The sequence below is a fragment of the Mesorhizobium sp. B283B1A genome, from assembly GCF_020165735.1.
In the GTDB taxonomy this organism is placed as follows: Bacteria; Pseudomonadota; Alphaproteobacteria; order Rhizobiales; family Rhizobiaceae; genus Mesorhizobium; species Mesorhizobium opportunistum.
In genome coordinates, this window is the sequence record NZ_JAIUIQ010000005.1 from 180150 (window position 1) to 204784 (window position 24635).

25 protein-coding genes are annotated in these 24635 nt (G+C 63.6%); 9 read left to right on the forward strand and 16 right to left on the reverse strand.

The features are described 5' to 3' along the window. Positions 1-2 precede the first annotated feature (2 nt). The 6 genes from eutB (at position 3) to LB577_RS05995 (ending at position 6517) form a co-directional block, all read left to right on the forward strand. The gene (gene eutB / locus LB577_RS05970; protein WP_224685960.1) at positions 3-989 is read left to right on the forward strand and encodes a hydroxyectoine utilization dehydratase EutB; all 987 of its coding nucleotides are present in this window, start codon (positions 3-5) and stop codon (positions 987-989) included. After that, complete coding sequence (locus LB577_RS05975; RefSeq protein WP_224685961.1) at positions 986-1978, forward strand: ectoine utilization protein EutC; 993 nt, start codon at positions 986-988, stop codon at positions 1976-1978. The genes eutB and LB577_RS05975 overlap by 4 nt, the downstream gene beginning before the upstream one ends. A 138-nt stretch (positions 1979-2116) precedes the next feature. Next, positions 2117-3295, forward strand: a complete 1179-nt coding sequence (doeA, locus tag LB577_RS05980; RefSeq protein ID WP_224685962.1) for an ectoine hydrolase DoeA — start codon at positions 2117-2119, stop codon at positions 3293-3295. 5 nt (positions 3296-3300) lie between these two features. Further along, positions 3301-4302, forward strand: coding sequence for a N(2)-acetyl-L-2,4-diaminobutanoate deacetylase DoeB (gene doeB, locus LB577_RS05985; protein ID WP_224685963.1), 1002 nt, complete (start codon positions 3301-3303; stop codon positions 4300-4302). Positions 4303-4590: 288 nt separating this feature from the next. Continuing rightward, the gene (locus LB577_RS05990) at positions 4591-5709 is read left to right on the forward strand and encodes an acyltransferase family protein (RefSeq protein WP_224685964.1); all 1119 of its coding nucleotides are present in this window, start codon (positions 4591-4593) and stop codon (positions 5707-5709) included. 127 nt (positions 5710-5836) lie between these two features. Further along, positions 5837-6517: a GntR family transcriptional regulator gene (locus LB577_RS05995; RefSeq protein ID WP_224685965.1), complete on the forward strand. Its 681-nt coding sequence runs from the start codon at positions 5837-5839 to the stop codon at positions 6515-6517. Positions 6518-6539: 22 nt separating this feature from the next. Here LB577_RS05995 and LB577_RS06000 read toward each other — a convergent pair whose 3' ends face one another. The 8 genes from LB577_RS06000 to LB577_RS06035 form a co-directional block, all read right to left on the reverse strand. Next, positions 6540-6992 carry a MaoC/PaaZ C-terminal domain-containing protein gene (locus LB577_RS06000; RefSeq protein WP_224685966.1) on the reverse strand — a complete coding sequence of 151 codons (453 nt, stop codon included), beginning with the start codon at positions 6990-6992 and terminating at the stop codon, positions 6540-6542. Beyond that, a complete protein-coding gene (locus LB577_RS06005; protein ID WP_224685967.1) occupies positions 6992-8068 on the reverse strand; it encodes a Gfo/Idh/MocA family protein in 1077 nt (358 codons plus the stop codon). The genes LB577_RS06000 and LB577_RS06005 overlap by 1 nt, the downstream gene beginning before the upstream one ends. Then, positions 8061-8390 (reverse strand): L-rhamnose mutarotase, encoded by a 330-nt coding sequence (locus LB577_RS06010; protein ID WP_224685968.1) that lies wholly within the window; start codon positions 8388-8390, stop codon positions 8061-8063. Before LB577_RS06010 ends, LB577_RS06005 begins: the two co-directional genes overlap by 8 nt. Positions 8391-8399: 9 nt before the next feature. Further along, positions 8400-9512 carry a mandelate racemase/muconate lactonizing enzyme family protein gene (locus LB577_RS06015; protein WP_224685969.1) on the reverse strand — a complete coding sequence of 371 codons (1113 nt, stop codon included), beginning with the start codon at positions 9510-9512 and terminating at the stop codon, positions 8400-8402. 3 nt (positions 9513-9515) lie between these two features. Next, positions 9516-10613 carry an ABC transporter ATP-binding protein gene (locus LB577_RS06020; protein ID WP_023764705.1) on the reverse strand — a complete coding sequence of 366 codons (1098 nt, stop codon included), beginning with the start codon at positions 10611-10613 and terminating at the stop codon, positions 9516-9518. Between the two features lie 4 nt (positions 10614-10617). Further along, positions 10618-11484, reverse strand: coding sequence for a carbohydrate ABC transporter permease (locus LB577_RS06025; RefSeq protein ID WP_224685970.1), 867 nt, complete (start codon positions 11482-11484; stop codon positions 10618-10620). Between the two features lie 2 nt (positions 11485-11486). Beyond that, positions 11487-12383 carry a carbohydrate ABC transporter permease gene (locus LB577_RS06030; RefSeq protein WP_023764707.1) on the reverse strand — a complete coding sequence of 299 codons (897 nt, stop codon included), beginning with the start codon at positions 12381-12383 and terminating at the stop codon, positions 11487-11489. A gap of 148 nt (positions 12384-12531) precedes the next feature. Further along, entirely contained in the window at positions 12532-13851 is a 1320-nt protein-coding gene (locus tag LB577_RS06035; RefSeq protein WP_013896939.1) for an ABC transporter substrate-binding protein, read from the reverse strand. A 169-nt stretch (positions 13852-14020) separates the two neighbouring features. On the opposite strand from LB577_RS06035, the gene LB577_RS06040 reads away from it, so the two are divergent. Together LB577_RS06040 and LB577_RS06045 are read left to right on the forward strand one after the other, a co-directional pair. Continuing rightward, positions 14021-14806 (forward strand): IclR family transcriptional regulator, encoded by a 786-nt coding sequence (locus LB577_RS06040; RefSeq protein WP_013896938.1) that lies wholly within the window; start codon positions 14021-14023, stop codon positions 14804-14806. A 66-nt stretch (positions 14807-14872) separates the two neighbouring features. Continuing rightward, complete coding sequence (locus LB577_RS06045) at positions 14873-15712, forward strand: amidohydrolase family protein (protein ID WP_224685971.1); 840 nt, start codon at positions 14873-14875, stop codon at positions 15710-15712. 10 nt (positions 15713-15722) lie between these two features. On the opposite strand, the gene LB577_RS06050 is transcribed toward LB577_RS06045, so the two are convergent. From LB577_RS06050 to LB577_RS06085, 8 genes are all read right to left on the reverse strand, one after another. Then, complete coding sequence (locus LB577_RS06050; RefSeq protein WP_023764710.1) at positions 15723-16694, reverse strand: ABC transporter permease; 972 nt, start codon at positions 16692-16694, stop codon at positions 15723-15725. A gap of 1 nt (position 16695) precedes the next feature. After that, complete coding sequence (locus LB577_RS06055) at positions 16696-17646, reverse strand: ABC transporter permease (RefSeq protein ID WP_224685972.1); 951 nt, start codon at positions 17644-17646, stop codon at positions 16696-16698. Continuing rightward, positions 17643-18383, reverse strand: a complete 741-nt coding sequence (locus LB577_RS06060) for an ATP-binding cassette domain-containing protein (RefSeq protein ID WP_224685973.1) — start codon at positions 18381-18383, stop codon at positions 17643-17645. The genes LB577_RS06055 and LB577_RS06060 overlap by 4 nt, the downstream gene beginning before the upstream one ends. Then, positions 18376-19113, reverse strand: a complete 738-nt coding sequence (locus LB577_RS06065) for an ATP-binding cassette domain-containing protein (RefSeq protein WP_224685974.1) — start codon at positions 19111-19113, stop codon at positions 18376-18378. Before LB577_RS06065 ends, LB577_RS06060 begins: the two co-directional genes overlap by 8 nt. Before the next feature lie 87 nt (positions 19114-19200). Next, a complete protein-coding gene (locus LB577_RS06070) occupies positions 19201-20388 on the reverse strand; it encodes an ABC transporter substrate-binding protein (RefSeq protein ID WP_224685975.1) in 1188 nt (395 codons plus the stop codon). 24 nt (positions 20389-20412) lie between these two features. Continuing rightward, positions 20413-21558, reverse strand: a complete 1146-nt coding sequence (locus LB577_RS06075; RefSeq protein WP_224686023.1) for an extracellular solute-binding protein — start codon at positions 21556-21558, stop codon at positions 20413-20415. 32 nt (positions 21559-21590) lie between these two features. Then, entirely contained in the window at positions 21591-22751 is a 1161-nt protein-coding gene (locus LB577_RS06080; RefSeq protein ID WP_224685976.1) for a CaiB/BaiF CoA transferase family protein, read from the reverse strand. Positions 22752-22753: 2 nt separating this feature from the next. After that, positions 22754-23305, reverse strand: coding sequence for a MaoC family dehydratase (locus tag LB577_RS06085; protein ID WP_224685977.1), 552 nt, complete (start codon positions 23303-23305; stop codon positions 22754-22756). 200 nt (positions 23306-23505) lie between these two features. On the opposite strand from LB577_RS06085, the gene LB577_RS06090 reads away from it, so the two are divergent. Then, positions 23506-24603, forward strand: a complete 1098-nt coding sequence (locus LB577_RS06090; RefSeq protein WP_224685978.1) for a lactonase family protein — start codon at positions 23506-23508, stop codon at positions 24601-24603. The last annotated feature ends 32 nt before the right edge of the window (positions 24604-24635 follow it).

The window sequence follows — 24635 nt, forward strand, 5'->3', positions numbered from 1 at the left end:
CCATGGCGACAGTCACTCTTGCAGATATCCGTGCCGCGCGTGAGCGCATTGCCGGCAAGGTCGAGCGCACCGCGACCGTGCGTTCGCCGGGTCTCTCCCAGCAACTGGGTGTGCCGGTTCACCTCAAGCTCGAGCACCGCCAGACCACCGGCAGCTTCAAGCTGCGCGGCGCCTCGAATGCTGTCGCTTCGCTAAGTGCCGAGGAGAAAGCGCGTGGCGTCGTCGCGGCCTCCACCGGCAATCATGGCCGCGCGCTGGCGCATGCAGCGAAGCTCGAAGGTATGCGCGCGGTGATCTGCATGTCGCGGCTGGTGCCCGGCAACAAGCTCGACGAGATCCGCCGGCTTGGCGCGGAGATCCGCATTGTCGGCAACAGCCAGGACGACGCCCAGCAGGAGGTCGAGCGGCTGGTGGCGCAAGAGGGCCTGGTCATGCTGCCGCCCTTCGACCATCCCGCGATCATCGCCGGGCAAGGCACGCTCGGGCTGGAGATGATCGACCAGGTTCCGGATGCCGCGCTCGTCCTCGTACAGCTCTCCGGTGGCGGCCTGGCTTCGGGCATCGCCGCGGCCATCAAGGGGGTCAGCCCCGGTACGAAAGTGATCGGTGTTTCGATGGCACGCGGCGCGGCGATGAAGGCGAGCCTCGATGCCGGCCGGCCGGTGCCGGTGGAGGAATTGCCGACTCTGGCGGATTCGCTCGGCGGCGGCATCGGCCTCGACAACCGGCTGACCTTCGCCATGTGCCGCGACCTGCTCGACGATGTGGTTTTGCTTGGCGAAGACGAAATCGCCGAGGGCATCCGCCATGCCTATGCGCAGGAGCGTGAGATCGTCGAAGGCGCCGGCGCGGTTGGTATCTCCGCTCTGCTCGCCGGCAAGGTCAAGCCAAACGGGCCGGTGCTTGTTCTGCTTTCCGGCCGCAACATCGACATGGACACGCACCGCAAGATCATCTGCGGTGACACAATGGTGGAGCGCGCCACATGAGTCGCATGACGATCCTCACCGAGAAAGAGCTGCGCCAGATCGTGACGCTGGATCTCGACGCCGTCGCCTGCGTCGAGAATGCTTTTCGCGCGCTCGCCACATTGCCGGTGGCGATGCCGCCGATCCTGCGCCTCGACATCCCCGAGCATCGCGGCGAGGTCGACGTGAAGACCGCCTATGTGCCCGGCATTGACGGCTTCGCCATCAAGATCAGCCCCGGTTTCTTCGACAATCCGAAGCTCGGCCTGCCCTCCGTCAACGGCATGATGGTGCTGCTGTCGGCCAGGACCGGTCTGGTCGAAGCGCTCCTGCTCGACAATGGCTATCTCACCGATGTCCGCACGGCAGCCGCCGGCGCGGTCGCGGCCAAGCATCTGTCGCGTCCCGATGCATCTGTCGCCGTGATCTTCGGCGCCGGCGTGCAAGCCGGACTACAACTTGAAGCGCTCAAGCTCGTGCGGCCGATCACCGAGGCGCGCATCTGGGCGCGCGATTCCGCCAAGGCAGTGGCGACCGCAGATGCCTTGAGTGAGAAACTCGGCATTGTCGTGCGTGCCGAACCCGACCCGGCCGAGGCCGCGGCCGGCGCCGACATCATCGTCACCACCACGCCCTCGACCGAGCCGCTGATCAAGGCCGGCTTCGTTTCCGCCGGCCAGCACATCACCGCCATGGGTTCGGACGCCGAGCACAAGAACGAGATCGCACCGGCGATCCTGCGCATGGCCGATCTCTATGTCGCCGACAGCGCGCGCCAGACACGGCGGCTTGGCGAACTCCACCATGCCATCGCGGCGGGCGTGATGGCCGCCGATGCCGAGGTGACCGAGCTTGGCCAGATCATCGCCGGCGCAATGCATGGCCGTCGCTCAGCCAGCGACATCACCATTGCCGACCTGACCGGCACCGGCGTGCAGGACACGGCGATCGCCACGCTCGCCCGCGACCGGGCGCGGACGGCCAAATCCGGCACCATTTTCGAAAGCTGATGCTGGCCGCAGGAGCATGGATCCGGAAAAGCGGAAGCCGGTTCTCCGAGAAGATCGTGCTCGAACAAAAAGTTACCTGGAGCCGGATTCAACGACGTTGAAACAGGCTCCAGGCCCAACAAACGAGGATCAAGAACAATGCAACCAAACCTGAAATTCTCGCGCGGCGAATTTGCGGAACGCCTCGCCAAGACCCGGAAAGCCATGGAGGCAAAGGGCGTCGATCTCTTGATCGTCAGCGACCCGTCCAACATGGCCTGGCTGACCGGCTACGACGGCTGGTCGTTCTATGTGCATCAGGCTGTCATCGTGCCGCCATCTGGCGAGCCTGTCTGGTATGGCCGCGGCCAGGATGCCAATGGCGCCAAGCGCACCGCCTATCTCGCCCATGACAACATCGTCGGCTATGCCGACCACTACGTTCAGTCGACCGAGCGGCACCCGATGGATTTCCTGTCCAGCGTGTTGGCCGATCGCGGCTGGGGCAAGCTCACCGTCGGCGTCGAGATGGACAATTACTGGTTCTCCGCCGCCGCCTTTGCCGCGCTGCAGAAGCATCTGCCCAATGCCCGCTTCGTCGACGCCACCGCCCTGGTCAACTGGCAGCGGGCGGTGAAGAGTTCGACCGAGATCGACTATATGCGCAAGGCCGCACGCATCGTCGAAGCCATGCACCACCGCATCGTCGACAAGATAGAAGTCGGCATGCGCAAATGCGATCTCGTCGCCGAGATCTATGATGCCGGCACGCGCGGTGTCGACGGTATTGGCGGCGACTATCCGGCTATCGTACCTTTGCTGCCGTCGGGCGCCGACGCCTCGGCGCCGCATCTGACCTGGGACGACCAGCCGATGAAGCGGGGCGAGGGCACCTTCTTCGAGATCGCCGGCTGCTACAACCGCTATCACTGCCCGTTGTCGCGCACCGTCTTCCTCGGCAAGCCGACGCAGGAATTCCTCGATGCCGAGAAGGCGACGCTGGAAGGTATGGAAGCCGGCCTCGCGGCCGCCAGGCCCGGCAATGCCTGCGAGGACATCGCCAATGCCTTCTTCGCCGTCCTGAAGAAATACGGCATCGTCAAAGACAATCGCACCGGCTATTCGATCGGTCTTTCCTATCCGCCGGACTGGGGCGAACGCACCATGAGCCTGCGCCCCGGCGACCGCACCGAGCTCAAGCCCGGCATGACCTTCCATTTCATGACCGGTCTCTGGCTTGAAACGATGGGACTGGAGATCACCGAATCCATACTGATCACCGAAACCGGTGTAGAGTGCCTGGCCAATGTGCCGCGCAAGCTGGTGGTGAAGGATTGAAACCGATGTCCAGTCTTCGCCCTTCGCCGATCGCGCCGACCGTCGATTTCGATCGCGACGGCGTCCAGCATGGCTTCCTGCGCCTGCCCTACAGCCGCGACGATTCGGCCTGGGGTTCGGTGATGATCCCGATCTGCGTCATCCGCCACGGCAAGGGACCGACGGCCCTGCTGACCGGCGGCAACCATGGCGACGAATATGAGGGCCCGCTGGCGCTCTACGATCTCGCCAGGACGCTCGACCCGAAAACCGTCAGCGGCACGGTGATCATCGTGCCGGCGATGAATTATCCGGCCTTCCGCGCCGGCACGCGCACGTCGCCGATCGACAAGGGCAACATGAACCGCAGTTTTCCCGGCCGCCCGGACGGCACGGTGACCGAGAAGATCGCCGATTATTTTCAACGGGAGCTGCTTCCTCGCGCGGACATCGTCTTCGACTTTCATTCCGGCGGCAAGACGCTCGACTTCGTGCCATTTTGCGCCGCGCACACTCTGCCCGACAAGGCGCTGGAGCAGAAAGCCTTCGACGCGGTGGCGGCATTTTCCGCCCCCTTCTCGATGCGCATGATCGAGATCGATGCCGTCGGCATGTACGACACAGCGGCCGAGGAGATGGGCAAGGTCTTCGTCAGCACCGAGCTTGGCGGCGGCGGCACCTCGCGCGCACAAACCGTGCGCATCGCGCGACGCGGCGTCCTCAATGTGCTGCGTCACGCCGGCATTGTCGATGGTGCGGTCGAGAAGAGCCAAACACAGTGGTTGGACATGCCCTCGGGCGATTGCTTCTCCTTCGCCGAGGACGACGGCATGGTCGAAACCATGGTCGATCTCGGCGAACCGGTGGAGAAGGGGGCCGTGCTGGCCCGCATCCATCCCGTCGGCCGCACCGGTATCGCCCCCCAGGAGATCAGGGCGAAGATGTCCGGCATGCTGGCGGCGCGGCATTTTCCCGGGCTTGTCAAGGCCGGCGACTGCGCCGCCGTTGTGGCCGTCCGCGTCGATTGAGCAAAGCGATTGTGCTCGGACAACATGTAGACCGCGACGGTCCGCACATTGCGGGAAGCCCCGGCTGAAGAGCCGTCGTACATCGACCAATTTCGGTCGGCGGCTGTTCGGTCGCCGATCCGTGTCGGGGTAAATTTCCCCAAAAAAGTAAGAAGTCTAAATTAACGAGAGGCTGGCAAAATAGGAGTCGTGGGCGAGGTATGCTTGCTGCAGTGCCGTTGCTGGCTCAGGTACAGGCGAGGCAATGCGGCGACGATCGTCCAGGGCGCAGGGCGGTTGGTCTGAATCATGAAGTCTTCGACTGGAGAACATTATCCGGCGCTGGACCATATTCGCGGTCTGGCGGCTTTTCTGGTCTTCACCTGGCATTTTCTTCACCAGTCTCCCGATGGGCCGGTCCCCTATGGCTTTGTGCCGGCTCTGCCAATCTTCAGCCTTCTGGATGAAGGGATCACCGGCGTTTCACTGTTCATGGCGCTCTCCGGCTACCTGTTCGCCAAGCTTCTTGATGGAAAACAGGTCAGCTACCTGCCCTTCTTTGCCAACCGGGCGCTGAGGCTGCTTCCGCTTCTGCTGGCCGTAATAGCCATCGAGGCTTGCCGCAGGGATCTCGCGGGTCAGCCTCTGGGCGAATACTTCACCGATGTCGGAAAAGGGTGGATTTTTCCCACCCTTCCGAATGGCGGCTGGTCGATAACCGTGGAAGCCCACTTCTACATTTTGCTGCCGTTCCTGCTGATGGCGTCGAGGCGGTTCCCGTTCGCGCCCTTGCTGTTCATCGCGGCAGCGATTTTGCTGAGGTGGGCGCTCTATGTGCACATCGGCGAGGTGCAGTCGGCGGCAGCCTGGACCATCATAGGCCACGCGGACCAGTTTCTGGCCGGCATTCTTGCTTTTCACCTCCGTGACTATGCGAAGGATCGGCACTGGCTGGCGCTGGCCGTTCTCGTCGCATTCTCGGTCTTCTTCTGGTGGTTCGATGCCGCCGGCGGATTTTATCAGTTGGAGCATTATCCGTCGCCGCATCCGATATGGATCATCCTGCCGACCCTGGAGGCCGCGGCCTATGCTTTCGGCATCGCCTATTACGACACCAGCTTTTCGAGGAAGCGCACAAGCCTGGCGTTCAAGATCCTTGAGAAGGCCGGGGCCTACAGCTATTCGATCTATCTCCTGCATCTGTTTTTCGTCATGCAACTGGCGGCGTTCATAAACACGAACGTCATGAACATAAGCAATTTCTATGTTGCTTGCCTCTGGTCCGGCCTGTGCTTCATGGCGACGATTCCGATCGGCTATCTCAGCTACACCTGCATCGAAGCGCCGTTCCTGCGCATGCGTATGCGGTATGCGGAGCCAGCAGGCGCTGTACCGACCCCGGCCAGTGGGCGACCCGCCGCGGCATAGGCGCGCGCCACGATGCCGCTTCCGAAGCCACGGTGAGGCCAGGGTAGCTATCCTGTACACGAGGATACTTATATCCGCAAAAGCGGTTTTCCATTAGGCTGGATATCGGATGAACCGGGAGCATCGTTTGCGCGGATTTGTGGAAGGCCTGATCGAGAGACCGCAAACGGTGGCGGAGCAGGTCGCCAATGTCCTGCGCGAAGCCATAGCCAGCGGATCCCTGAAGGCAGGCACCGCGCTGCGCCAGGACGATCTGGCCGAACGGTTCGGGTTCAGTCGCATGCCGATCCGTGATGCCCTTCGCCAGTTGGAGGCCGAGGGCATCGTGTCCATTCACCCGACCAAGGGCGCGCATGTCGCCCGAATGGACAGTGCCGAAATCACAGAGATCTACGCGGTGCGCGAATTGCTCGAATGCGAGGCGCTCCGGCTCTCTGTTCCCGTCCTGTCGGGCGACAAGCTCGATGAGGCCGGACAAGCACTCGACCAGATCGATGCCGAGCGCAATGTCGGCAGATGGGGGGCGCTCAACCGGACCTTTCACCTGGCTCTCTATGACGCCTGCGGCAACCGGCGTTTGCTCGGCCTGATCGAAGCGCACCACAATGCGGCCGATCGCTATGTCCGCATCCTGTTGTCGAACCTCGACTATCGCACCCGCTCCCAGGCAGAACACCGCGACCTGCTGGCCGCCTGCAGGCAGCGCGACGGCAACAAGGCCGCGGGCATTCTGAGCCAGCATCTTCGCGAAGGCAGCGAAACGCTCGTCAACGCGATAGAGGGCGGCGGTATGTCGCGAAAGTCCTAGCGCATAGGAAGCGGCTTGGTTTTCAGCCCCGTGCCGGCTTGCGTTCGACGATGTAGATATGGTCGGCGGCCAGCACCACTTCATCGCGCTGGTTGATGACCTCGCAGCGCTCGACCACCCGTCCTGAGCCCGGCCTCTTTGGGTCGTTCTCTTTGGCAGCGATGGTGGTGCGCGTGCGGATCGTGTCGCCGATGAACACTGGCTTGATGAAGCGCAGGCGGTCATAGCCATAGGAAAAGGCGAACGGATTGATGACGGTTGCCGTCAGCCCGATGCCGACCGAGAACACCAGCGTGCCATGCGCGATGCGCTGGCCGAACGGCGTCGTCTTCATGAACTCGGCATCCATGTGGTGCGGAAAGAAATCGCCTGTATGCCCGGCATGGACGATGAAGTCGGTCTCGGTGATGGTGCGGCCGCTGGTGATACGCGAGGCGCCGATCTCATAGTCCTCGAAATACTGGATCTGTTCCATCAGGGTCTTTCCGCAATCGGCGTTGCCGGCGCTGCGCTCGAACGATAGGCCGCTTCGACCAGCGCCATGGTGTTCCAGGCGTCCTCGACCGAGCTGACCAATTCGTCGTCTTCGCCCGCGGCAAAACGCTGGACATTGGCCATGCGCCCGACGAAGGCGTCGGGAAACCACTCGCCGGCGAGCGGCACCGCGACCCAGTCCGTTCCGCCCCTGGGGTAAATCTCCAGAACGTCCGGCTCGCCCCGGGGATAATCGAGGTTGAGGCCGAGCTTGAGATAGGCCGCACCCTCGGTGCCGCAGATGCGGAATTCGCAGGCCTGGTGCCGGCGGCCGAATTTGTGATCGTGGTTGATCGACAGCGCACAGCGCACGGTATCGCCATAGTCGAGAATGGCGCTGGTGCGCGTCTGCGCCACCTTATGGTTGGGGTGGCCGAGCGTCTTGGCGTGGACACCTCTGGGGTCGCCGAGCACTTGCCGGATCAGGTCGAGATAGTGGATCGAATGCATGGCGATCTCGACGCGCGGCGCCTTGAGCAGGAATTCCCAAAGCTCCCACGGCGTCGCCAGCGCCAGCCAGGCATCGAAATCGACGATCTCGCCGAGCCAGCCCTTGGCGATGGCATCCTTCAGCGCCAGCATCATCGGCGCGAAGCGGAGCTGGAAATTCACCGCCGCCTTGAGCTTCTTGGCGCGGCAGATTTCGAGAATTTCGGTTGCCTCGCCGAGATAGTTGCCCATGGGCTTCTGGATCAATGCGACCGCCCCATCGGGCAGGGCTTTCAGGATCTCGGCGTGCCGCCCCGGCGGTGTCGCCAGATCGAAAACCGCGTCCTTGACGGCTGCGGCCTCTTCCACTGAACGGAACACAGTCACATTCCATTTCTCGGCCAGCGCCCGCGCTTTGTCCTGGTCCGGATCGTAGAGGCCGGCGACTGGAAAGCCGGCCTTCCTGTAGGCCGGGAAATGTGCGTCGCCAACGATCGATCCTGCGCCGAAGGTGACGATCGGCCAAGGCTTCGACGGCTTTGGCCAGGACTGGACGAGCGAGGCAGGGTCGAAACCGCCTTCAGCCATGATGGAAGACCTCGTCCATGGAAGCCCACCATTCGCCTTCCTTGCGGGTCGCCAGCGGCTCCTGGCATGGCATGCAGACGGCCCACCATTCCTGCGTCTTCGGATCGGCCGCCATCCTGGCCATGTCGGCGGCATAGTCGCTGCCGTGGTATTCGAAATAGGAAAACAGCAGGTTCTCCGGCCGCTTCAGGTAGATCGAGTAATTCTTGATGTTGCAGGCCGAGATCATGGTCAGCACGTCGGGCCAGACAGCGGCATGGAGGCGGACATACTCCTCGACCTTTTCCGGCTTCAGTCCCAGAACCATCCCCATCCGCTGCATATCAGTCCCCTATTTGGTGATCGCCGTGGTGAATTCGGCGATGCTCATGGCCTTGACCGCGTCCCAGTCCCAATCGATGCCGATGCCGGGCTCGTCGGGTGCCAGCGCATGCCCATCCTCGATGCGCATACGCTTGCCGGTCAACTCATCGAGCTGCGGAATGTACTCGACATATCGGCCGTTCTGAACAGCGCAGGTCAGGCTGACATGCAATTCCATCAGGAAATGCGGGCACACCGGAATGTCGAAGGCTTCCGCCGCATGGGCAATCTTGAGCCAGGGCGTGATGCCGCCGATGCGGCCGACATCGACCTGCACGATCGAGCAGGCGCCCTTCTGCATGTATTCGCGGAAATGCCGGATGGAGTAGAGCGACTCGCCGATGGCGATCGGAATCGGCGTCGAGTTGGACAGGCGCACATGGCCGTCGATATCGTCGGCCGGCAGCGGTTCCTCGATCCAGGCAAGGTCGAGGTCGCGCAGCTTGGACGCGCGCCGGATCGCCTCGTCGACCGAGAACCCCTGATTGGCGTCGGTCATGATCTCGTAGCCGTCGCCGACGGCCTTGCGCACCGCCGACAGGCGGGCAAGATCCTCCGACCCGTGCGGCCTGCCGATCTTCACCTTCGAGCCTCGAAATCCCCTGGCCTTGGCGGCGAGTGCGTCGTCGACCAGCGCCTGCGTCTCGATGTGCAGCCAGCCGCCCTCGGTCGTGTAGAGCGGGCAGCGGTCCTTGGCTCCGCCAGCCAGCTTCCACAGCGGCAGGTTCTGCTTCTTCGCCCTGAGGTCCCACAGCGCCGTGTCGATCGCCGCAATGGCGATGGCGGTGATCGCGCCAATGGTGGTGGCGTGCGTGGCGAATTCGAGATCGTGCCAGATCGCCTCGATCATGTCGGGGTCGCGGCCGATCAGCCGTGGCGCCAGATGGTCCGAGAGAAGCCGCATCACTGAGGAGCCGCCGGTGCCGATCGTGTAGCTGTAACCAGTGCCGACCGCGCCGTCGGAATCGGTGATGGTGACGATCGGCGTTTCCTGGCTGACGAAACTCTGGATCGCGTCCGTGCGTTTGACCTTGGGCACAAGGTCCACCATCCGCAGTTCTATCTTTTCGATTCTAGCCATCGGTCAGCTCCGCAATGTCTTTCCGGTCTCGGTGGCAAACAGATGCGCCTGCGACATGTCGAGGCTCATGGCCACTCGCTCGCCCGGCTTGAGTGGTCGCGGATTCAGCATGCGCGACACCCAGTCGCTGCCGTTGAATTCTACGAACACCAGCGTCTCATTGCCGAGCGGCTCGGTGACCGTGATCGGCAATTCGATCTGGTGGACGTCGGCCGCACTGCCGGAGCTGATACCATGTCCCGTCGGATAGACGTCGTCAGGCCGCAGCCCGAACACGACCTTGTCGCCGGTCGCCACATTGGCCTTGAACTGGCCGGGCAAAGGCAGCTTTTCGCCGCTGGAAAAAACCAACTGTCCGTCGTCGATCGTCGCCTCGTGCAGGTTCATCGGCGGCGACCCTATGAAGCCGGCAACGAACCGCGTCGCCGGCCGCCGGAAAACTTCATCCGGCGTGCCGACCTGTTCTATATGGCCGTCGCGCATGATGACGATGCGGTCGGCCAGCGTCATCGCCTCGACCTGGTCGTGGGTAACGTAGATCACCGTCGACTGAACCTTGGCATGCAGCTTCTTGATCTCGGTGCGCATCTGCGTCCGGAGCTTGGCGTCGAGATTGGAAAGCGGTTCGTCGAACAGGAACACGTCGGGATCGCGCACGATGGCACGGCCCATGGCGACGCGCTGGCGCTGACCGCCGGAGAGCTGCGACGGACGGCGGTCGAGCAGCGTGTCGAGGCCGAGGATGCTGGAAGCCTCTGCGACGCGGCGGTCCATGTCTTCCTTGGCCGCACCCGCGATTTTAAGCGAGAAGCCGAGGTTCTCGCGCACGGTCATGTGCGGGTAGAGCGCGTAGGACTGGAACACCATCGAGATATTGCGCGAGCGCGGCGGCAAATCGTTGACGACGCGCCCGCCGATCTCGATCGACCCGGCGCTGATCTCTTCGAGCCCGGCGATCATGCGCAATGTCGTCGACTTGCCGCAGCCGGAGGGGCCGACCAGGGCGATGAATTCACGGTCGGCGATATCGAGATCGATGCCATGCACGATCCCGACATTGCCGTAGCGCTTGGTCAACTTGCTGAGGGAAACCGTTGCCATGGGATCAGCCTTTTACCGCGCCGGAGGTCAGGCCGCCGACAAGGTGTTTCTGGACGATATAGGTGAGGGTGAGCGCCGGGATGATCATCACCACGGCGAGCGCGCACATGCCGCGCCAGTCGATGGTGAACTCGGCCGTGTAGTCGAGCAGGCCCACCGGAAGCGTCTTGGCGCTGACCGAGCGGGTCAGTTGCGAGGCCAGCGCGAATTCGTTCCAGCAGGTCAGGAAGGCGAAGATCGCGGCCGAAGCGATGCCCGGCCCGGCGAGCGGGAACTCGACCTGCCAGAACGCCTGCCAGCGCGTGCAGCCGTCGATCTGCGCGGCTTCCGCGAGGTCCTTGGGCACCTGGCGGAAGAAGCCATCGATCAGCCAGATCGTGAACGGCACGTTGAGCGCGACATAGGCAAGGATCAGCCCGAAATGCGTGTCGATGATGCCGAGCCGCACATAGAGGAAGAACAGCGGCAGCGACAGCGCGATGCCCGGCACGGTGCGCGTCAGCATCAGGCCGAGGAAGACGCTCGATTTGCCGCGGAAACGATAGCGCGCGAACGCATAGCCGCCGGCCATGCCGATGGCCACCGCGATCACCGTCGAGGTCACCGAGATGATCAGCGAGTTGCGGAAATACTCGATGACCGGGATGCCGCCCTTGCCGATGCCCGAGAACATCGAGACATAGGCGTCGAACGAAATCTCCTGCGGGATCCACACTGGCGGCTTGGCCATGATCTCGACGGTCGGCCGCAGCGACGACAGCACGATCCACAGGCCCGGCAGGCAGATGGTCAGCATCGCCAGGAAAAGGCCGATGCGGTAGACGATGCCCATGAGCCGGCGCTTCAGGCGGGCGGAAGAATTCTCGTCCATTCTCACCACTCCGCACCGATCTGCGTGCGCGCCGCGGCGAGCTTGTTGAAGAAATAGACGGTGAAGGCGATCGACAGCAGGATCGAGAAATAGGCCATGGCGTTGGCCATGCCCATACGCCCGTCGCTGTAGGCGGTGCGCGCCACCAGCGTCCAGAGCAGCTCCGTTCGGCCCGCCGGTCCGCCATCGGTCATGATCTTGACGATGTCATAGGCGCGCGCGACGTCGAGCGAGCGGATGGTCATGGCGATATAGGCGAAGGGCATCACGAAAGGCCACGTCACATAGCGGAATGTCTGCCACGGCGTGCAGCCGTCGACACGCGCCGCTTCGATCGGCTCCTTGGGCATGGCGAGCAGACCGGCCAGGATCAGGATGGCGAAGATCGCCGTCGACGACCAGATCTCGGCGACCGAAATGGCGATGAAAGCGAGATGGCCCTCGATCAGCCACGGTATGGCATCCCTGGTGATGCCGAGCGATTGCAAGGCGTTGTTCACCAGGCCGATATTGTCGTTGAACATGAACTTGAACTGGAAGCCGACGAGGATCGGCGAAAACATCATCGGAAACATCATCAGCGTGCGCAGGATGCGTTGGCCACGTGTCGCCTTCTCGACCAGCATGGCGAGGCCGAGCCCGAGCAGCATTTCGAGATTGAGCGCGATGGTCAGCAAGAGGACCGTGCGCCCGAACGCCCACCAGAAATCGGTGTTGGACAGGATCGAAAGATAGTTCCTGAAGCCGACGAAGACGAAGAACGTCTCGGGCCGCGTCAGGCGGAAGGGCGTGAAGCTGGAGTAGAGCGAGAGCAGCAACGGCACCACGACGACCGCCGCCAGCACGATCATTGCCGGAAGCAGCAGCAGGAATGGCGCGGATGGCTTGAAGCCCTTCATCAGAATCCTGTGGTGTTTGCTTTGGACGCCCGTTGTTCAGGCGCGGGCCGGGAACGGAAAGTCTGTCGTTGATGGTTCAGAGCTCTCGCCGGCGAAGCGCGATCGCCTCCCCCATTCCTGATGGGAGAGGCAGCGTTGGGAGATGGTTCTAGAGCTTGCCGGCGTCCTGGAGGATTTGCGTCGCCTTGGCGGCGGCTTCGTCCAGCGCCTGCTTGGAGGTCTTGTCGCCGAGGATCGCCGCCTGCAGCTCCGGATAGACGGCGTTCGAAATCTCGATCCACTCAGGCGTCTGCGGCACGGCAAAGGCGTGCTTGGCCTCTTCCTGGAAGGCGGAGAGAACCTCCTTCTTGTAGGGATCGTTCTCGGCCTGCTTCAGGTCCCAGTCCCAGACCGCGGTGCGGGTCGGCAGCGGGCCGGCGGCGGCCTCGAGCTTCTGGCTATCCTCGTTGGTCAGCCACCAGACGAGCGAAGCGGCGGCTTCCTTGTTCGGGCAGTTCTCGGTCACCGAGAAGCCGTGGAAACCGGACCAGCCGGTGCGCTTGCCGGAAGACCCTTTGGGCGCGACCTTCACGCCGACATTGCCAGCGACTTTCGACGATTTCGGATCGTTGAAGAAGCCGGCCCAGCCCGGCCAGTCGAGGTTGATGGCGACGGTGCCCGAGGCAAAGCCCTGGCCGAGATCGTCCCACAGGTAGTTGGTCGTTCCGGCCGGCACGGCCTTGGCCTTGTAGAGGTTGACGAACCAGTCGAGCGCGCGGATGCCAGCCTCGGAGTTGAAGACGGGCTTGCCGTCCTTGTCGAGATATTCGCCGCCCTCGGCGACCACCATCTCGTAGAAGCGGCCGTTGATCGCCTCTTCCTTGCCGGCGAACTGCGTACCGTAGAAATTGGGCGGGTTGGCGAAGAACTCGGCCTGGTCGGTGACTTCCTTCCAGGTATCCGGCGGCACCAGGTCATAGCCGTATTTCGCCTTGAACTTGGCCTTGTTGTCGGCGTTCTCGTAGAGGCTCTTCTGGTAGTAGAGCGCCGAAACGTCGAACTGAGCACGCGGCAGCATTTCCAGCTTGCCGTCGATGGTTGCCGCCTTGATCGTCGACGGCACGAAGGCGTCGATTTCTTCCTTCGGCAGCAATTTGCTGAGGTCGGTGTAGAGGCCTGTGTATTGCGGCGCGAAGGAGGAATGGTTCCAGCCAACGCACCAGTTGGTGCTGCCCGAGGCGATGTCGGACTTGAGCTCCTTGTCGATGTCGAAGCCGTTCTTCTTGGTCAGGATGTTGACCTTGGCGCCGGTCGCCTTCTCCCATTCCGGGATCCGCTCATAGAGCTTTTCATATTGCTGACCGCCGATCAGCTTCACGTCGACGGTCACGCCCTCGAATTTGCCGGGCAGGTCGCCGGCAAGGGCGGTGCCTGCGCCGAAAGCAAGCATCAATGCGCCGGCGCACACGCCGGAAAGCAGTCTGTTCATTGGTATCCTCCCTGGGTGCGCCTCAGCGGCGACCGCAACTCGTCTGATGACAACAAGCGCTACATTCATATACAAACAAAACATTCACGGACACGTCAAGGCGAAATTTGTTTCCGTTCGGCCGCATTCCTGCGTATATGAAGAATCGATTTTACTGGAGGGATGAGCCATGGATGACAGCGAGGACGAGCGCTATCGCGCGCCGGCGCTCGACAAGGGGCTCGACATCCTCGAACTGCTGGCCGGCGTCGACGGCGGCCTGACGCAAGCCGAAATCGCCAAGAAACTCGAGCGCAGCCCCAACGAATTCTACCGCATGCTGGACCGGCTGGTGCGGCGCGGCTATGTCACGCGACTGGACGGCGACCGCTATTCGCTGACACTGAAGCTGTTTGGCCTGGCGCAGTTGCATGCTCCGGTGCGACGGCTGGTTTCCTACGCCACGCCGCTGATGCGCGAACTCGCCGAAACGTCGCAACAGGCCAACCAACTCGTTGTTTTTGATCGCGGTTCCGCCGTTGTGATCGCTCAGCAGGAGGCCCCGAACTACTGGGGCATTTCGATCCGGGTGGGGTCCCACATCAGCCTCTTCGACACCGGCTCGGGGCATGTGCTGCTGGCTTTCCGCTCGGAGGAAGAACGCCAGATGATGATCTCCGAACATGTCCGCAGCACAGACAAGATGGCGCAGCCGGCCGAGTTCTTCACCCGTCTCGACCAGATTCGCGACCGCGGCTACGAGATGATGGCCTCGATGCAGACCGCCGGCGTCTTCAACCTTTCGGCGCCTGTGCGCAGTTCCGACGGCAGGGCGATCGCGGCGCTGTCGATTCCTTACATCACCGTCGTCAACGCGCCCTCCGCGCCCGACATTACCAGGACCATCGAACTGTTGTTGGCCATGGCCGAAAGGTTGTCACGCCTAGCCGGATCGGCTGTTGGCGCAGCGGCGTAATTCTTATTTGAATGAAGAATTCCTCCGTGAGATGATCTGAAAAAGCTTGAAGGGAGGAACTTGGCCATGATCGTCGACACCCATCTGCACCTCATCGATCGCTCGGTGCTGCGCTATCCCTGGCTTGCCGGCGTACCGGCGCTCGACCGCGATTTCTCCTACGGGGAGTATGCCGGGGAAGCGCAGCGTGTCGGCGTCGAGCGCGTGCTGCATATGGAGGTCGATGTCGATCCGGCCGACATCGAGGCCGAGACCGCCCGCGTCGAAGTTCTGTCGCGGCAACCAGGCAGCATGCTCGCTGGAGCGATCGCCTCCTGCCGGCCGGAAGAGACCGGCTTTGCGCCCTATCTCGAACGCCAGCGGGCGAATCCTTTCGTCAAGGGCTTTCGCCGCGTCCTCCATGTCGTGCCGGATGAGCTGTCGGAAGGCCCGCTGTTCCGAGACAACATCAAGCGGCTTGGCGGCACCGGCCTGACCTTCGACCTCGTGGTGTTGCCGCACCAGATTCCCAAGGCGATCGCGCTGGCCGACCTGGCGCCGGATGTCCAGTTCGTCCTCGACCATTGCGGCGTGCCCGACATCAAGGGCGGAGCCGAGCATCCATGGCGCGAACATATGAGAGAGATCGCGCGGCGTCCGAACGTCATCGCCAAAATTTCCGGAGTTGTCGCCTATGCCGATCCCGGCAGCTGGACTGTCGAGACGCTGCGGCCCTATGTCGAGCACACAATCGCTGCCTTCGGCTGGGACCGTGTCGTCTGGGGCAGCGACTGGCCGGTCTGCACGCTTGGCGGCGGCCTCTCGACCTGGGTGGGGGCGACACATGCGCTGCTTGCAGGCTGCAGCATTTCGGAGCGCGAGCGGCTGTTGTCCGCGAATGCCCGCAAGCTGTGGCGGCTCGCCTAGCAGCAACCCGTCAGATGGTCGTCGAGACATGTCGCTCGCGGCCGTAAAGCGAGACCAGCAGCACGATGATGAGGCCCAGGGCCGCCTGCACCGCCGACGGCTGGAAGCCGAGGCCGATCAGCAGCGTGTTGATCTCGGTCAGCACCAGCACGCCGGCGATCGTGCCGAGATAACTGCCACGCCCGCCGACCAGGGCCGCGCCGCCGACGACGACCGCGGCGATGGTCTGGAACAGATAGGGCTGGCCGACATCGCCATAGGCCGAGCCGGTGAAGCCGAGCAGCAGCACGCCGGCCACGGCGGCGAAGAAGGCGCTTGCCGCATAGGTGATGACCCACATGCGGACCGGATCGATCAGCGCCAGCGGTGCGGCGCCCGGATTGCTGCCAAGCGCATAGAGCCGGCGCCCATAGGGCGTCCGTTCCAGCACCAGCACGACGAGCGCTGCCAGAACGATGAGACTGGGCACCAGCCATGGCACCGGCAGCGGCCCGGCCGATCCGCCGATCGACACGAAGCTGGAAACCGCTTGCGGTGCCGAGCCGGAGGGGAAGCCGGCTGTCCACAACAGCACCAGCCCCTGCACGACCATGCCGATGCCGAGCGTGACGATGAGCGGCTGGATGTCGAGGCTGCGCGAGATCAGCCCGTTCAGCCCGCCGATGAGAAGTGCCAGCACGCCGACAAGGCCGCAGACGAGAAAGAAGTTCCAGCCATCGCCGTAGAGCTGTGCGGCCACGACATTGGCAAAGCCGATGACAAAGGGAATGGACAGGTCGATGCCGCCCATAATGACGACCAGCGTCTGGCCGATCGAGGCGACGGCAAGCAGCGAAGCGAGCACCAGCATGGCGCGCACGGCAAACGGCGAAGAGTAACCGGGAATGAGGACTGCGCCGGCAAGGTGCAGAAGGGCGGCGATGCAGAAGGCGCCGACGACGCGGGCATTGGTCGTCGCGAACAGGTTTCGCTTGGCAGCCATGTCAGCGCCCCCTCATGGCAAGACGTTCCTGCAGCGCGGTCAGCATCACCGCCAGCACCAATATGGCGCCATAGGCGATCTGCAGCACGAAGGTCGAGACGTTGAAAGTCGTCAGCACGCTCTGCAGCAGGAAGATGTCGATCGCGCCGATCGCGGCTCCTGCCACGCCGCCACGGCCACCGGCCAGGCTGACGCCGCCGAGCGCGACGGCGGCGATGGCGATCAGCGTGTAGGTCGGTCCTATGTTGGGGTCGGCCGAACCGATCAGCGCTGTCAGCATCAGCCCCGCGCATCCGCCGAAGATGCCGGTCATCACATAGGCGATGAAGCGGACGCGGGTGACATCCACACCGGCGGTATAGGCGGCACGGTCATCGCTGCCGACCGCCATCAACTGGTCGTAGTAAGGGGTGCGCCGCACCAGCCACCAGGCGATGAACATCGCCGCCAGCGGCAGCATCGACAGCGGACCGGACAGCGCCTTGAGCCAGGCCGGCGCGGGACCGATCGGCGCCGGCAGGATCGTCAGCGTGATGCCGGTGAGGATGAGGTAGGTGCCGAGCGTGGCGACGATCGGCTGGATGCGCACGATTGTCGCCAGAAAGCCGTTCGCCGCGCCGATCAGCGCGCCGATGAGCAAAGCCGCTGGTACGAGCACCAGGGGCGAGGAGATGCCGGCTTTCAGGAAAAGCACCTGGATCGCCATGGCGTTGACGAAGCCCATCAGCGGCCCGACCGAAATGTCGATGCCGCCACGGCCGGCGAGGATCACCGGGGCCGACGCAATCGCCGCTCCGATCAAGGGCGCGGCCAGTCCGACCAGCGCGCCCCACGACCCCGGCTGGAACCGCCCCGGGCCGAGGATAAGATTGACCGCGAGCAGGACGACCAGCAGCACGACCGCGAAGCCGACATTTCGCCCAAGCGACAGGAGGCGCGTCAAAAAGTTCATGCCGCGCGTCCGAACATGGCTGATATCACGCTGTCCGTGGTCAGCGCATCGCCGGCAATTTCCGCCGCGACTTCATTTTCGCGAAACACCAGCACGCGCTGGCACAGGAGAAGAATCTCCTCGATCTCGCTGGACAGGATGACGAGCCCCATGCCGTCCGCGGCCAGCCCGCGAAAGACATCGTAGAGTACATGCCTTGTCGCCACGTCGACGCCGCGCGTCGGATCGTTGAGAAGCAGGATCGCAGGTTCCAGCGCCAGCGCCCGTGCCAAAAGCACCTTCTGCTGGTTGCCGCCCGACAATGTGGTGATCGGCGCGTCGGGCCGGGGCGCGACGATCGACAGCTTCTCGCGGTAGACATCGTAGCGTGCCTTGCGCGCCGCGGGACTGATCAGGCCGAGGCGCGTGTCGCGCGACAGTGTCGAGACGGCGAAATTGTCGAGCACCGACTGCGTCGGGAAAATACCGTTCGCACGCCGGTCGCGCGGCAGATAGGCAATGCCGCTGGCGACCGCCTTGCGAAAGCCGGTGATCTTGCGGGATGCGCCCATCTCGATCGAGCCGCCAAGTGGCGGCGCCAGGCCGGCGAGCATCTTGAGGAACAGCTCCTGACCGTGCCCGTCGAGGCCGGCAAGGCCGACGATCTCGCCGGGAGCGATGGTTTGCGTTATGGCGCTGGCGCCCGGCGCGATAACGAGGTCGCGGACGGCCAGGCCTGGAGCGGCGCGATCAACCATGCGCCAGCTCCGCCGCCGTGCGTGGCGCCATCGCCTTGAGCAATTCCGCCGGGGTCGAGGCACCACGTTCCTCGGTGCGCACCACGCTGCCGCCGCGCAGGATCGAGATGCGATCCGAAAGCGACATCACTTCGTCCATGCGGTGCGTTATGAACAGGATGAGGCAGCCTTCGCCCGCAAGCGCGCGCATCAGCGAAAAGACGGATTCGCGATCGGCGAAGTCGAGCGCCGCGGTGACTTCGTCGAGGATCAGGATTTTTGGATTGCGCACGATCGCGCGGGCGAGAACGACCAGTTGCTGGGCGGCGAGCGGCAACAGCCCGGCGGGCCTGTCGAGGGGCACGTCGGTGATGGCGAAGCGCTTGAGCGCGGCGGCCGCCCTGGCGCGGCGTTCGTTGCGAGGCACGGCGCGCCGCAGCAGGCCGTCGAGGCCGAGCAGGATGTTGTCGGCCACGCTGCGATCGGGCGCGATCAGCACCTCCTGGAACACCGTGGCGAGGCCTTGCGCCTGGAAGGCCGAGGGATTGGCACCATAGAACGGTTTGCCCTGCAGCACGATGGCACCACTGTCCGGCTGGACGATGCCGGACAGGAGCTTGACCATCGTGCTCTTGCCCGAACCATTCTCGCCCAGGATGGTATGGATGGTGCCCGCCCGAAACGCGATCGAAGCTTCGGCGAGCGCGATCGTCTCGCCATAGCGTTTGGATATGTTGGTGATCTCAAGCATGCGGTGTTTCGAAGCTGGCAAGCCGGATCCCCGAAAGGAGCCGGCTCGCTGAGAGTTGTCTGTCGCAGGCGTCACTTCGCGCAGGCATCACTTCGCGCAGGCATCTGGCACCTTCGAATAATCCCAGCCCTTGGTCGGCGCCGGGTTCGAGAAATAGGCGTCGAGCCATTCCTCCGGCATCGGGTCCTTCGGCGGTATCGGGAAGATCGAGACGGCATCGGTCGTCATGCAGTCCTTGTACCATTGGCCGAGGTCGGCGTTATGGACCGGCGGGATCGGGATCAGCAGCGTGTTCAGCTTCGGCTTCTGGCCGTCGAGCATGCGCTCGCCGACGCGAAACAACGTCTCGGCGGTCCAATGCGGCAGCACCGCATGGCCTTCGAAGCGGTATTTGTCAGGGTTGGCCTTCCAGTAGCCCAGCGCGTCACCTGTGATCGAGCCGGTGATCAATGGCGCCGGGCGGCCGGCTTCGGCGAAGGCCTCGGCAACGACGCGGCTTTCGCTGCCGGTCGTCCACACCGCATCGATCGGCGCCGGATTGGTGGCGATCGCCTGCAGCACCACGGTCTTGGTCACGTTGGCCGTCCAGTTGCCGTTGACGGTGCGCGAAATCTTCAGCTTCGGATTTTCCGCCAGCGCCTTGTCCGCGCCTTGGCGTTCCTGGACCACGATCGGGTGACCGGCAATGCCTTCGACGAGCAGGATGCTGGCGCCGTCCGGCTGCGCCTTGCCGATCGCCGTCATCATGTCGTAGCCCCAGCGCGCATAGTTGGAATCGACATTGATCGCGTTCGGACTGGTCACCGAACCGGCGGCGGTGATGAACGGAATGCCGGCCTTGGCGGCTGCGTCGATGGCATCGTCGAGCGCCGTCGCCGAGCCCGGGATCGAGGTGATGATCGAGCATTTCTTGTCGATGAAGGCGCGGATCTGGTTGATCTGCTGGCTGGCGTCGTTGTTGGAATCGGAAACCTCGAAGCTCGACACCGTGCCGTCGGCGATCAGCCCGTCGACGAGCCGCTTCAACTCCTTGGTGACAGTGACCCGCCAGGGATTGCCCTGGTAGGATTCCGAGTGGCACCACTTCCACGGCTTCGACGGCGGGGTGAAATTGTCCCAGGCCGAAGGCAGCACCTTTTGCGGCGCGCCGTCATACTGCGCCTTGAGTTCGGTCGGCAGCCCGCCGATGACGCCTTGCACATCCTGCGCGTAGGCAGTGGTTGCAAGCGAGGCGAGGGCGGTAGCGGCCAGCAAGCCGCGGATCATGTTTTTCATTGTTCTCCTCCGTTCGGTTTCGTTTCAGGCTCCTCCACCGGCAGCGCCGGACACCTGCGCCAGGGAACTCTCCCGGAACAGGCGATTGAGATCGGCAACGACCTGGGCGGCTTTGTGCCCTGAACTCATGCCGGAAAGGATGCGTTCGGACGCCGCCTGCTGGAACGCCATGTAGCCGTCATGGCGCGGCCGCACCCATGAGCCTTCCAGCGTCGCGCGCGTATCGCGATAGAAATTGCCGGCCGCCGCGTTGACCGTCCGGTCCTCCCAGGCGGTGGCGTGGCCGGGCTGTCCGCCGGCGGCGGCGTAGGGACCGCGCTGGACATCGCCGAGGGCGACCCAATAGGCGAAGTCGATCGCGGCATCCCTGGCTTTGGAAAAGGCCGAGACCGCTATGCCCGTGCCGCCGAGCGCCGAACCGATCGGACCGCTGGAGCCGATAGCCGGAATGTCGGCGAAAGCCAGCCGGTGCGCGCGAAAGCCCGCGACCGCATAAGAGACGTAGCCGTAGATCAGCGGTGCGCAGACGATGCGGGAACCGGCTTCAGCCATCCGTTCCGAAACGGCAATCGGGTCCATGTCGAAGCAAGCCGGCTCGACCAGTGCCGCGATCTCGTGCATCGCTTCGAAGACTTCGCTGCCGGTCTCGATGCCGATGAGATCGCGGGATGGATCGGTCGCGCAGGAATGTCCAAGATTGCCGGCCAGCGTGTAGAACGCCATCAGCACATGGGGTGGGCGCAGCGGCAGCAGCACGCGGCCTTGCCGGGCGAGATCGAGCACATCGCTCCAGCGCGCCGGTGCCGCATCAAGTGCGTCCGGCCGCCATGCCTGCACCTGGCTGGCGGCATCGATCGGGAATGCCCATTGCCGTCCTTGCCAGTTGTAGCTTGGATAGGATTGGCCGACGCTGCCCGAGGCAAGCGCGGCGCGCTCGGCCTCACGGCCGGCGACATCCAGCGGCGCGAGACAACGCTCCGCCGTGATCTGGCCGACATGCGGGTGGTCGATGACGATCAAATCATAGGCGCGCGCCAGTTCCTCGACCGGGAAGGACTCGAAATCCTGGAGCGAGCGCTTGTCCCATTCGATGACGACGCCGGTCTTCTGCTGCCAGAGAGCAGAGCAGGCGACCATCGGGTCGTAGCCGCGCGGATGGCTCCAGGTCATGCCCCTGAGGGTGGGCACTAGAGTGAGCGTGGTCACAGGCCGAACTCCCGGCGGATTGCGGCACTGTGCTCGCCGATGCGCGGTGCCGCCCGATCGACCTTGGCCCTGATGCCGTCGACCCTGAGCGGCGAACTGGTGGTGAGGATCGAGACATCGTCTTCGCGCGTCACCGTCTGCAGCATGTCGAGCGACTGGAACCCTTCGCTGGCCAGCATTTCCGGCCAGGTCAGCACCTTGGCGCACCAGATGTCGGCGGGCTCGAGGATATCAAGCCATTCGTCGATGCTCTTGGTGGCGATCCGCTGCGCGATGATCGCCTTGATGTCGTCACGCGCGGTGAACCACGATGCCGGTTTGTCGCGATAGGGTGCCAGCTCATCGAGCGACAAGAGATCAGCGAGTTTCGGGATCGGCGTCATGGCGATGGCGAGGTAGCCGTCCTTGGCTGGATAGACGCCATAAGGCGCCGACAGATAGGCATGCGCGCTGCGGAAGCTGGAGCGGCGCGGCAGGCGGCGGCCGTCATTGAGATGCGTGGTCAGCACCTCGAACTGGAAATCGACCAGCGCTTCCAAAAGGCTGGTTTCGATATGGCTGCCTTGGCCAGTAATGCCGCGCCGCACCAGTGCTGCCAGGATGCCTTGCGCGCAGGCCGCGCCCGCCAGCATGTCGCCGATGGCAAGGCCGAACGGCACGGGTCCCTGGTCTTCGTCGCCGTTCAGCCACATCACCCCGGAGCGCGACTGCGCCAGCAAGTCCTGGCCGGGCCGCTTGACCCATGGTCCTTCTTCGCCATAGCCGCTGATCGAGGCGTAGACGAGCCGGGGATTGATCTTGCGGACGGCTTCGTAGTCGAAGCCGAGCCGCTCGATGACGCCCGGCCGAAAATTCTGGATCAGCACGTCGGCCTGGGCCAGCAGGCCGCGCAGTGCCTTCAGGTCGGCCTCGTTCTTGAGGTCGATGGCGAGGCTTTCCTTGGCCCGGTTGATGGCATGGAAGATAGTGGAATCGCCGCCGATCTCGGTATCGCTGAGATAAAGCCGGCGCGACAGGTCGCCGCCATCCGGGCGCTCGATCTTGATGACGCGGGCGCCGAGATCGAGCAGCCTGAGCGAGCAATAGGGTCCGGACAGGAACTGGCTCATGTCGACGACGACGAGACCGGCGAGCGGCAATTCGGCCAAAGCCGGCATTGTTATTTCTCCGTCTTGCCGGCGAAATCGGCAGGGTTGCGGTACTTCACCGTCTGCAGGTGCTCGCAATACAAAACGAGCTCGCCTTCGCCCTTGAACACTTCATAGCTGGCGCGGATCAGCCCCATTTCATTGTAGCGGGGTTTCTTGTCGAGATTGGAGCGGATCGAATAGATCGTGTCGCCAATGAAGACAGGCTTTATGAAGCGGAGCTTGTCGTAGCCATAGGAAAAGGCGTTGACGCAGTTGGTGGCGACCAGCCCGAGGCCAGCCGAAAAGACGAAGGCGCCGGCGATCAGCCGCTTGCCGAAAATGCCTTCGTCCTCGGCAAACATCTGGTCCTGTACATAGGGGTGGATGTCGAGCACCAGCGTGTTGAAAAGGTGACTGTCGCCTTCCGCCATCGTGCGCCGCAACGAGCGGATCTTCTGGCCGACCGGCCAATCCTCGTAGAACCAGTTCTCGGCGTTCCACACCGGCAGCGCGGCGTGATCGGCTGGCATGTTCTTGGGGTGCGTCGAGGCGACGCCAACGGTAGGCGCGAAGTCGTTCATGGCTGGCTCCGGCGATCTCGCAGGAGCCCTCGCGCAACCGTTCGAACACGCATCGAGGCGCAGAGATGCACGACGTCTCCTCCCGTCAATCTTCTTTTGTAAATAGTATTTTCACATATGGGGTTGCGTTGCAAGCGTGAACAGGCGAAATTTTGGCCGGTCCCGCGGCGCTCGAGCGCTGGCGGTCAGGGGAGGAAATCATGAGCAACACCCATCTGGTCTTTGTCGGCAGCCTGAACCGAGAAGCCCCCTATTTTCAGGGCGCGCGCGGCGTCGGCCTCAGCATCTACAGCTTCGATGAGGAAACGCTGGAAACCAGAAAACTGGCCGAGACCGATGACGTCGACAATCCGACTTTCCTGTCGGTGACGCCGGACGGCACACGGATCTACGCCAATTCGGAAGTCTTCACCTGGCGCGAGGGAACCGTCTCCGCCTACGGCTTCGATCGTGGCTCGGGCACGCTCACCTACCTGAACAAGCAGCCATCGCTGGGCAGCATCACCGCCCACAACACCATCACCCGCGACGGCACGAAACTGCTGGTCGCCAATTACGGCATGGGCGAGGGCGGCCCGGATCGCGCTGTTGCCGTGTATGGTTTTGACAAGGACGGCGCGTTGACGCCGCCGCTGGCCAGTGTCTCGCATAACGGAACCGGCCCGAATGCGGCACGGCAGGAACGCTCGCACGCCCACAGCGTCACCGAGACCATTGCTGGCGGAACGGCCATCGTCGCCGACCTCGGCATCGACCGGCTGGTTTCCTACCGGATCGAACGGGATGGAAGCCTGAGCAAGCTTGCCGAATCCGCGTTGCCGCCGGGCGCTGGTCCACGCCATCTCGCGCTCCATCCGAACGGTCGTTTCGTCTTCGTCATGAACGAGCTGGATTCGACCGTCGTGTCGATGGCGCTGGACGGAGCTGACGGGAAACTCTCCACCATCGACGCCAGACCGGCGGTGCCGGCCGAGGCACGCGACAGCAACCACTGCGCCGATATCCAGATCTCGCCGGACGGCCGCTTTCTCTACGGCTCCAACCGCGGTCACGACAGCGTCGTCATCATGGCGGTCGACCAGCAGACCGGGGCACTGAGCCTCGTCGGCTATGTCCCCTGCGGCGGTGCCACGCCGCGCAACCTGGCGCTGACGCCGTCAGGCGGTCATCTGTTCTCGGCCAACCAGAATGGCGACCGCATCTCGATCTTTGCTCGCGACGCCGACAGCGGCATGCTGGCCGACACCGGACGTGCCATCGGGCTCGGCACGCCGATGTGCGTCAAGATCGTGCGCTGAACCGCTCGTAACGACGCCCCGAAGCCTGGGAC

Bases quoted from the DNA above. Each gene is read 5' to 3' on its own strand.
- eutB (WP_224685960.1), top strand. From the start codon at position 3: ATGGCGACAGTCACTCTTGCAGATATCCGTGCCGCGCGTGAGCGCATT.
- LB577_RS05975 (WP_224685961.1), top strand. From the start codon at position 986: ATGAGTCGCATGACGATCCTCACCGAGAAAGAGCTGCGCCAGATCGTG.
- doeA (WP_224685962.1), top strand. From the start codon at position 2,117: ATGCAACCAAACCTGAAATTCTCGCGCGGCGAATTTGCGGAACGCCTC.
- doeB (WP_224685963.1), top strand. From the start codon at position 3,301: ATGTCCAGTCTTCGCCCTTCGCCGATCGCGCCGACCGTCGATTTCGAT.
- LB577_RS05990 (WP_224685964.1), top strand. From the start codon at position 4,591: ATGAAGTCTTCGACTGGAGAACATTATCCGGCGCTGGACCATATTCGC.
- LB577_RS06000 (WP_224685966.1), bottom strand. From the start codon at position 6,992: ATGGAACAGATCCAGTATTTCGAGGACTATGAGATCGGCGCCTCGCGT.
- LB577_RS06005 (WP_224685967.1), bottom strand. From the start codon at position 8,068: ATGGCTGAAGGCGGTTTCGACCCTGCCTCGCTCGTCCAGTCCTGGCCA.
- LB577_RS06010 (WP_224685968.1), bottom strand. From the start codon at position 8,390: ATGCAGCGGATGGGGATGGTTCTGGGACTGAAGCCGGAAAAGGTCGAG.
- LB577_RS06015 (WP_224685969.1), bottom strand. From the start codon at position 9,512: ATGGCTAGAATCGAAAAGATAGAACTGCGGATGGTGGACCTTGTGCCC.
- LB577_RS06020 (WP_023764705.1), bottom strand. From the start codon at position 10,613: ATGGCAACGGTTTCCCTCAGCAAGTTGACCAAGCGCTACGGCAATGTC.
- LB577_RS06025 (WP_224685970.1), bottom strand. From the start codon at position 11,484: ATGGACGAGAATTCTTCCGCCCGCCTGAAGCGCCGGCTCATGGGCATC.
- LB577_RS06030 (WP_023764707.1), bottom strand. From the start codon at position 12,383: ATGAAGGGCTTCAAGCCATCCGCGCCATTCCTGCTGCTGCTTCCGGCA.
- LB577_RS06035 (WP_013896939.1), bottom strand. From the start codon at position 13,851: ATGAACAGACTGCTTTCCGGCGTGTGCGCCGGCGCATTGATGCTTGCT.
- LB577_RS06040 (WP_013896938.1), top strand. From the start codon at position 14,021: ATGGATGACAGCGAGGACGAGCGCTATCGCGCGCCGGCGCTCGACAAG.
- LB577_RS06045 (WP_224685971.1), top strand. From the start codon at position 14,873: ATGATCGTCGACACCCATCTGCACCTCATCGATCGCTCGGTGCTGCGC.
- LB577_RS06050 (WP_023764710.1), bottom strand. From the start codon at position 16,694: ATGGCTGCCAAGCGAAACCTGTTCGCGACGACCAATGCCCGCGTCGTC.
- LB577_RS06055 (WP_224685972.1), bottom strand. From the start codon at position 17,646: ATGAACTTTTTGACGCGCCTCCTGTCGCTTGGGCGAAATGTCGGCTTC.
- LB577_RS06060 (WP_224685973.1), bottom strand. From the start codon at position 18,383: ATGGTTGATCGCGCCGCTCCAGGCCTGGCCGTCCGCGACCTCGTTATC.
- LB577_RS06065 (WP_224685974.1), bottom strand. From the start codon at position 19,113: ATGCTTGAGATCACCAACATATCCAAACGCTATGGCGAGACGATCGCG.
- LB577_RS06070 (WP_224685975.1), bottom strand. From the start codon at position 20,388: ATGAAAAACATGATCCGCGGCTTGCTGGCCGCTACCGCCCTCGCCTCG.
- LB577_RS06075 (WP_224686023.1), bottom strand. From the start codon at position 21,558: ATGACCTGGAGCCATCCGCGCGGCTACGACCCGATGGTCGCCTGCTCT.
- LB577_RS06080 (WP_224685976.1), bottom strand. From the start codon at position 22,751: ATGCCGGCTTTGGCCGAATTGCCGCTCGCCGGTCTCGTCGTCGTCGAC.
- LB577_RS06085 (WP_224685977.1), bottom strand. From the start codon at position 23,305: ATGAACGACTTCGCGCCTACCGTTGGCGTCGCCTCGACGCACCCCAAG.
- LB577_RS06090 (WP_224685978.1), top strand. From the start codon at position 23,506: ATGAGCAACACCCATCTGGTCTTTGTCGGCAGCCTGAACCGAGAAGCC.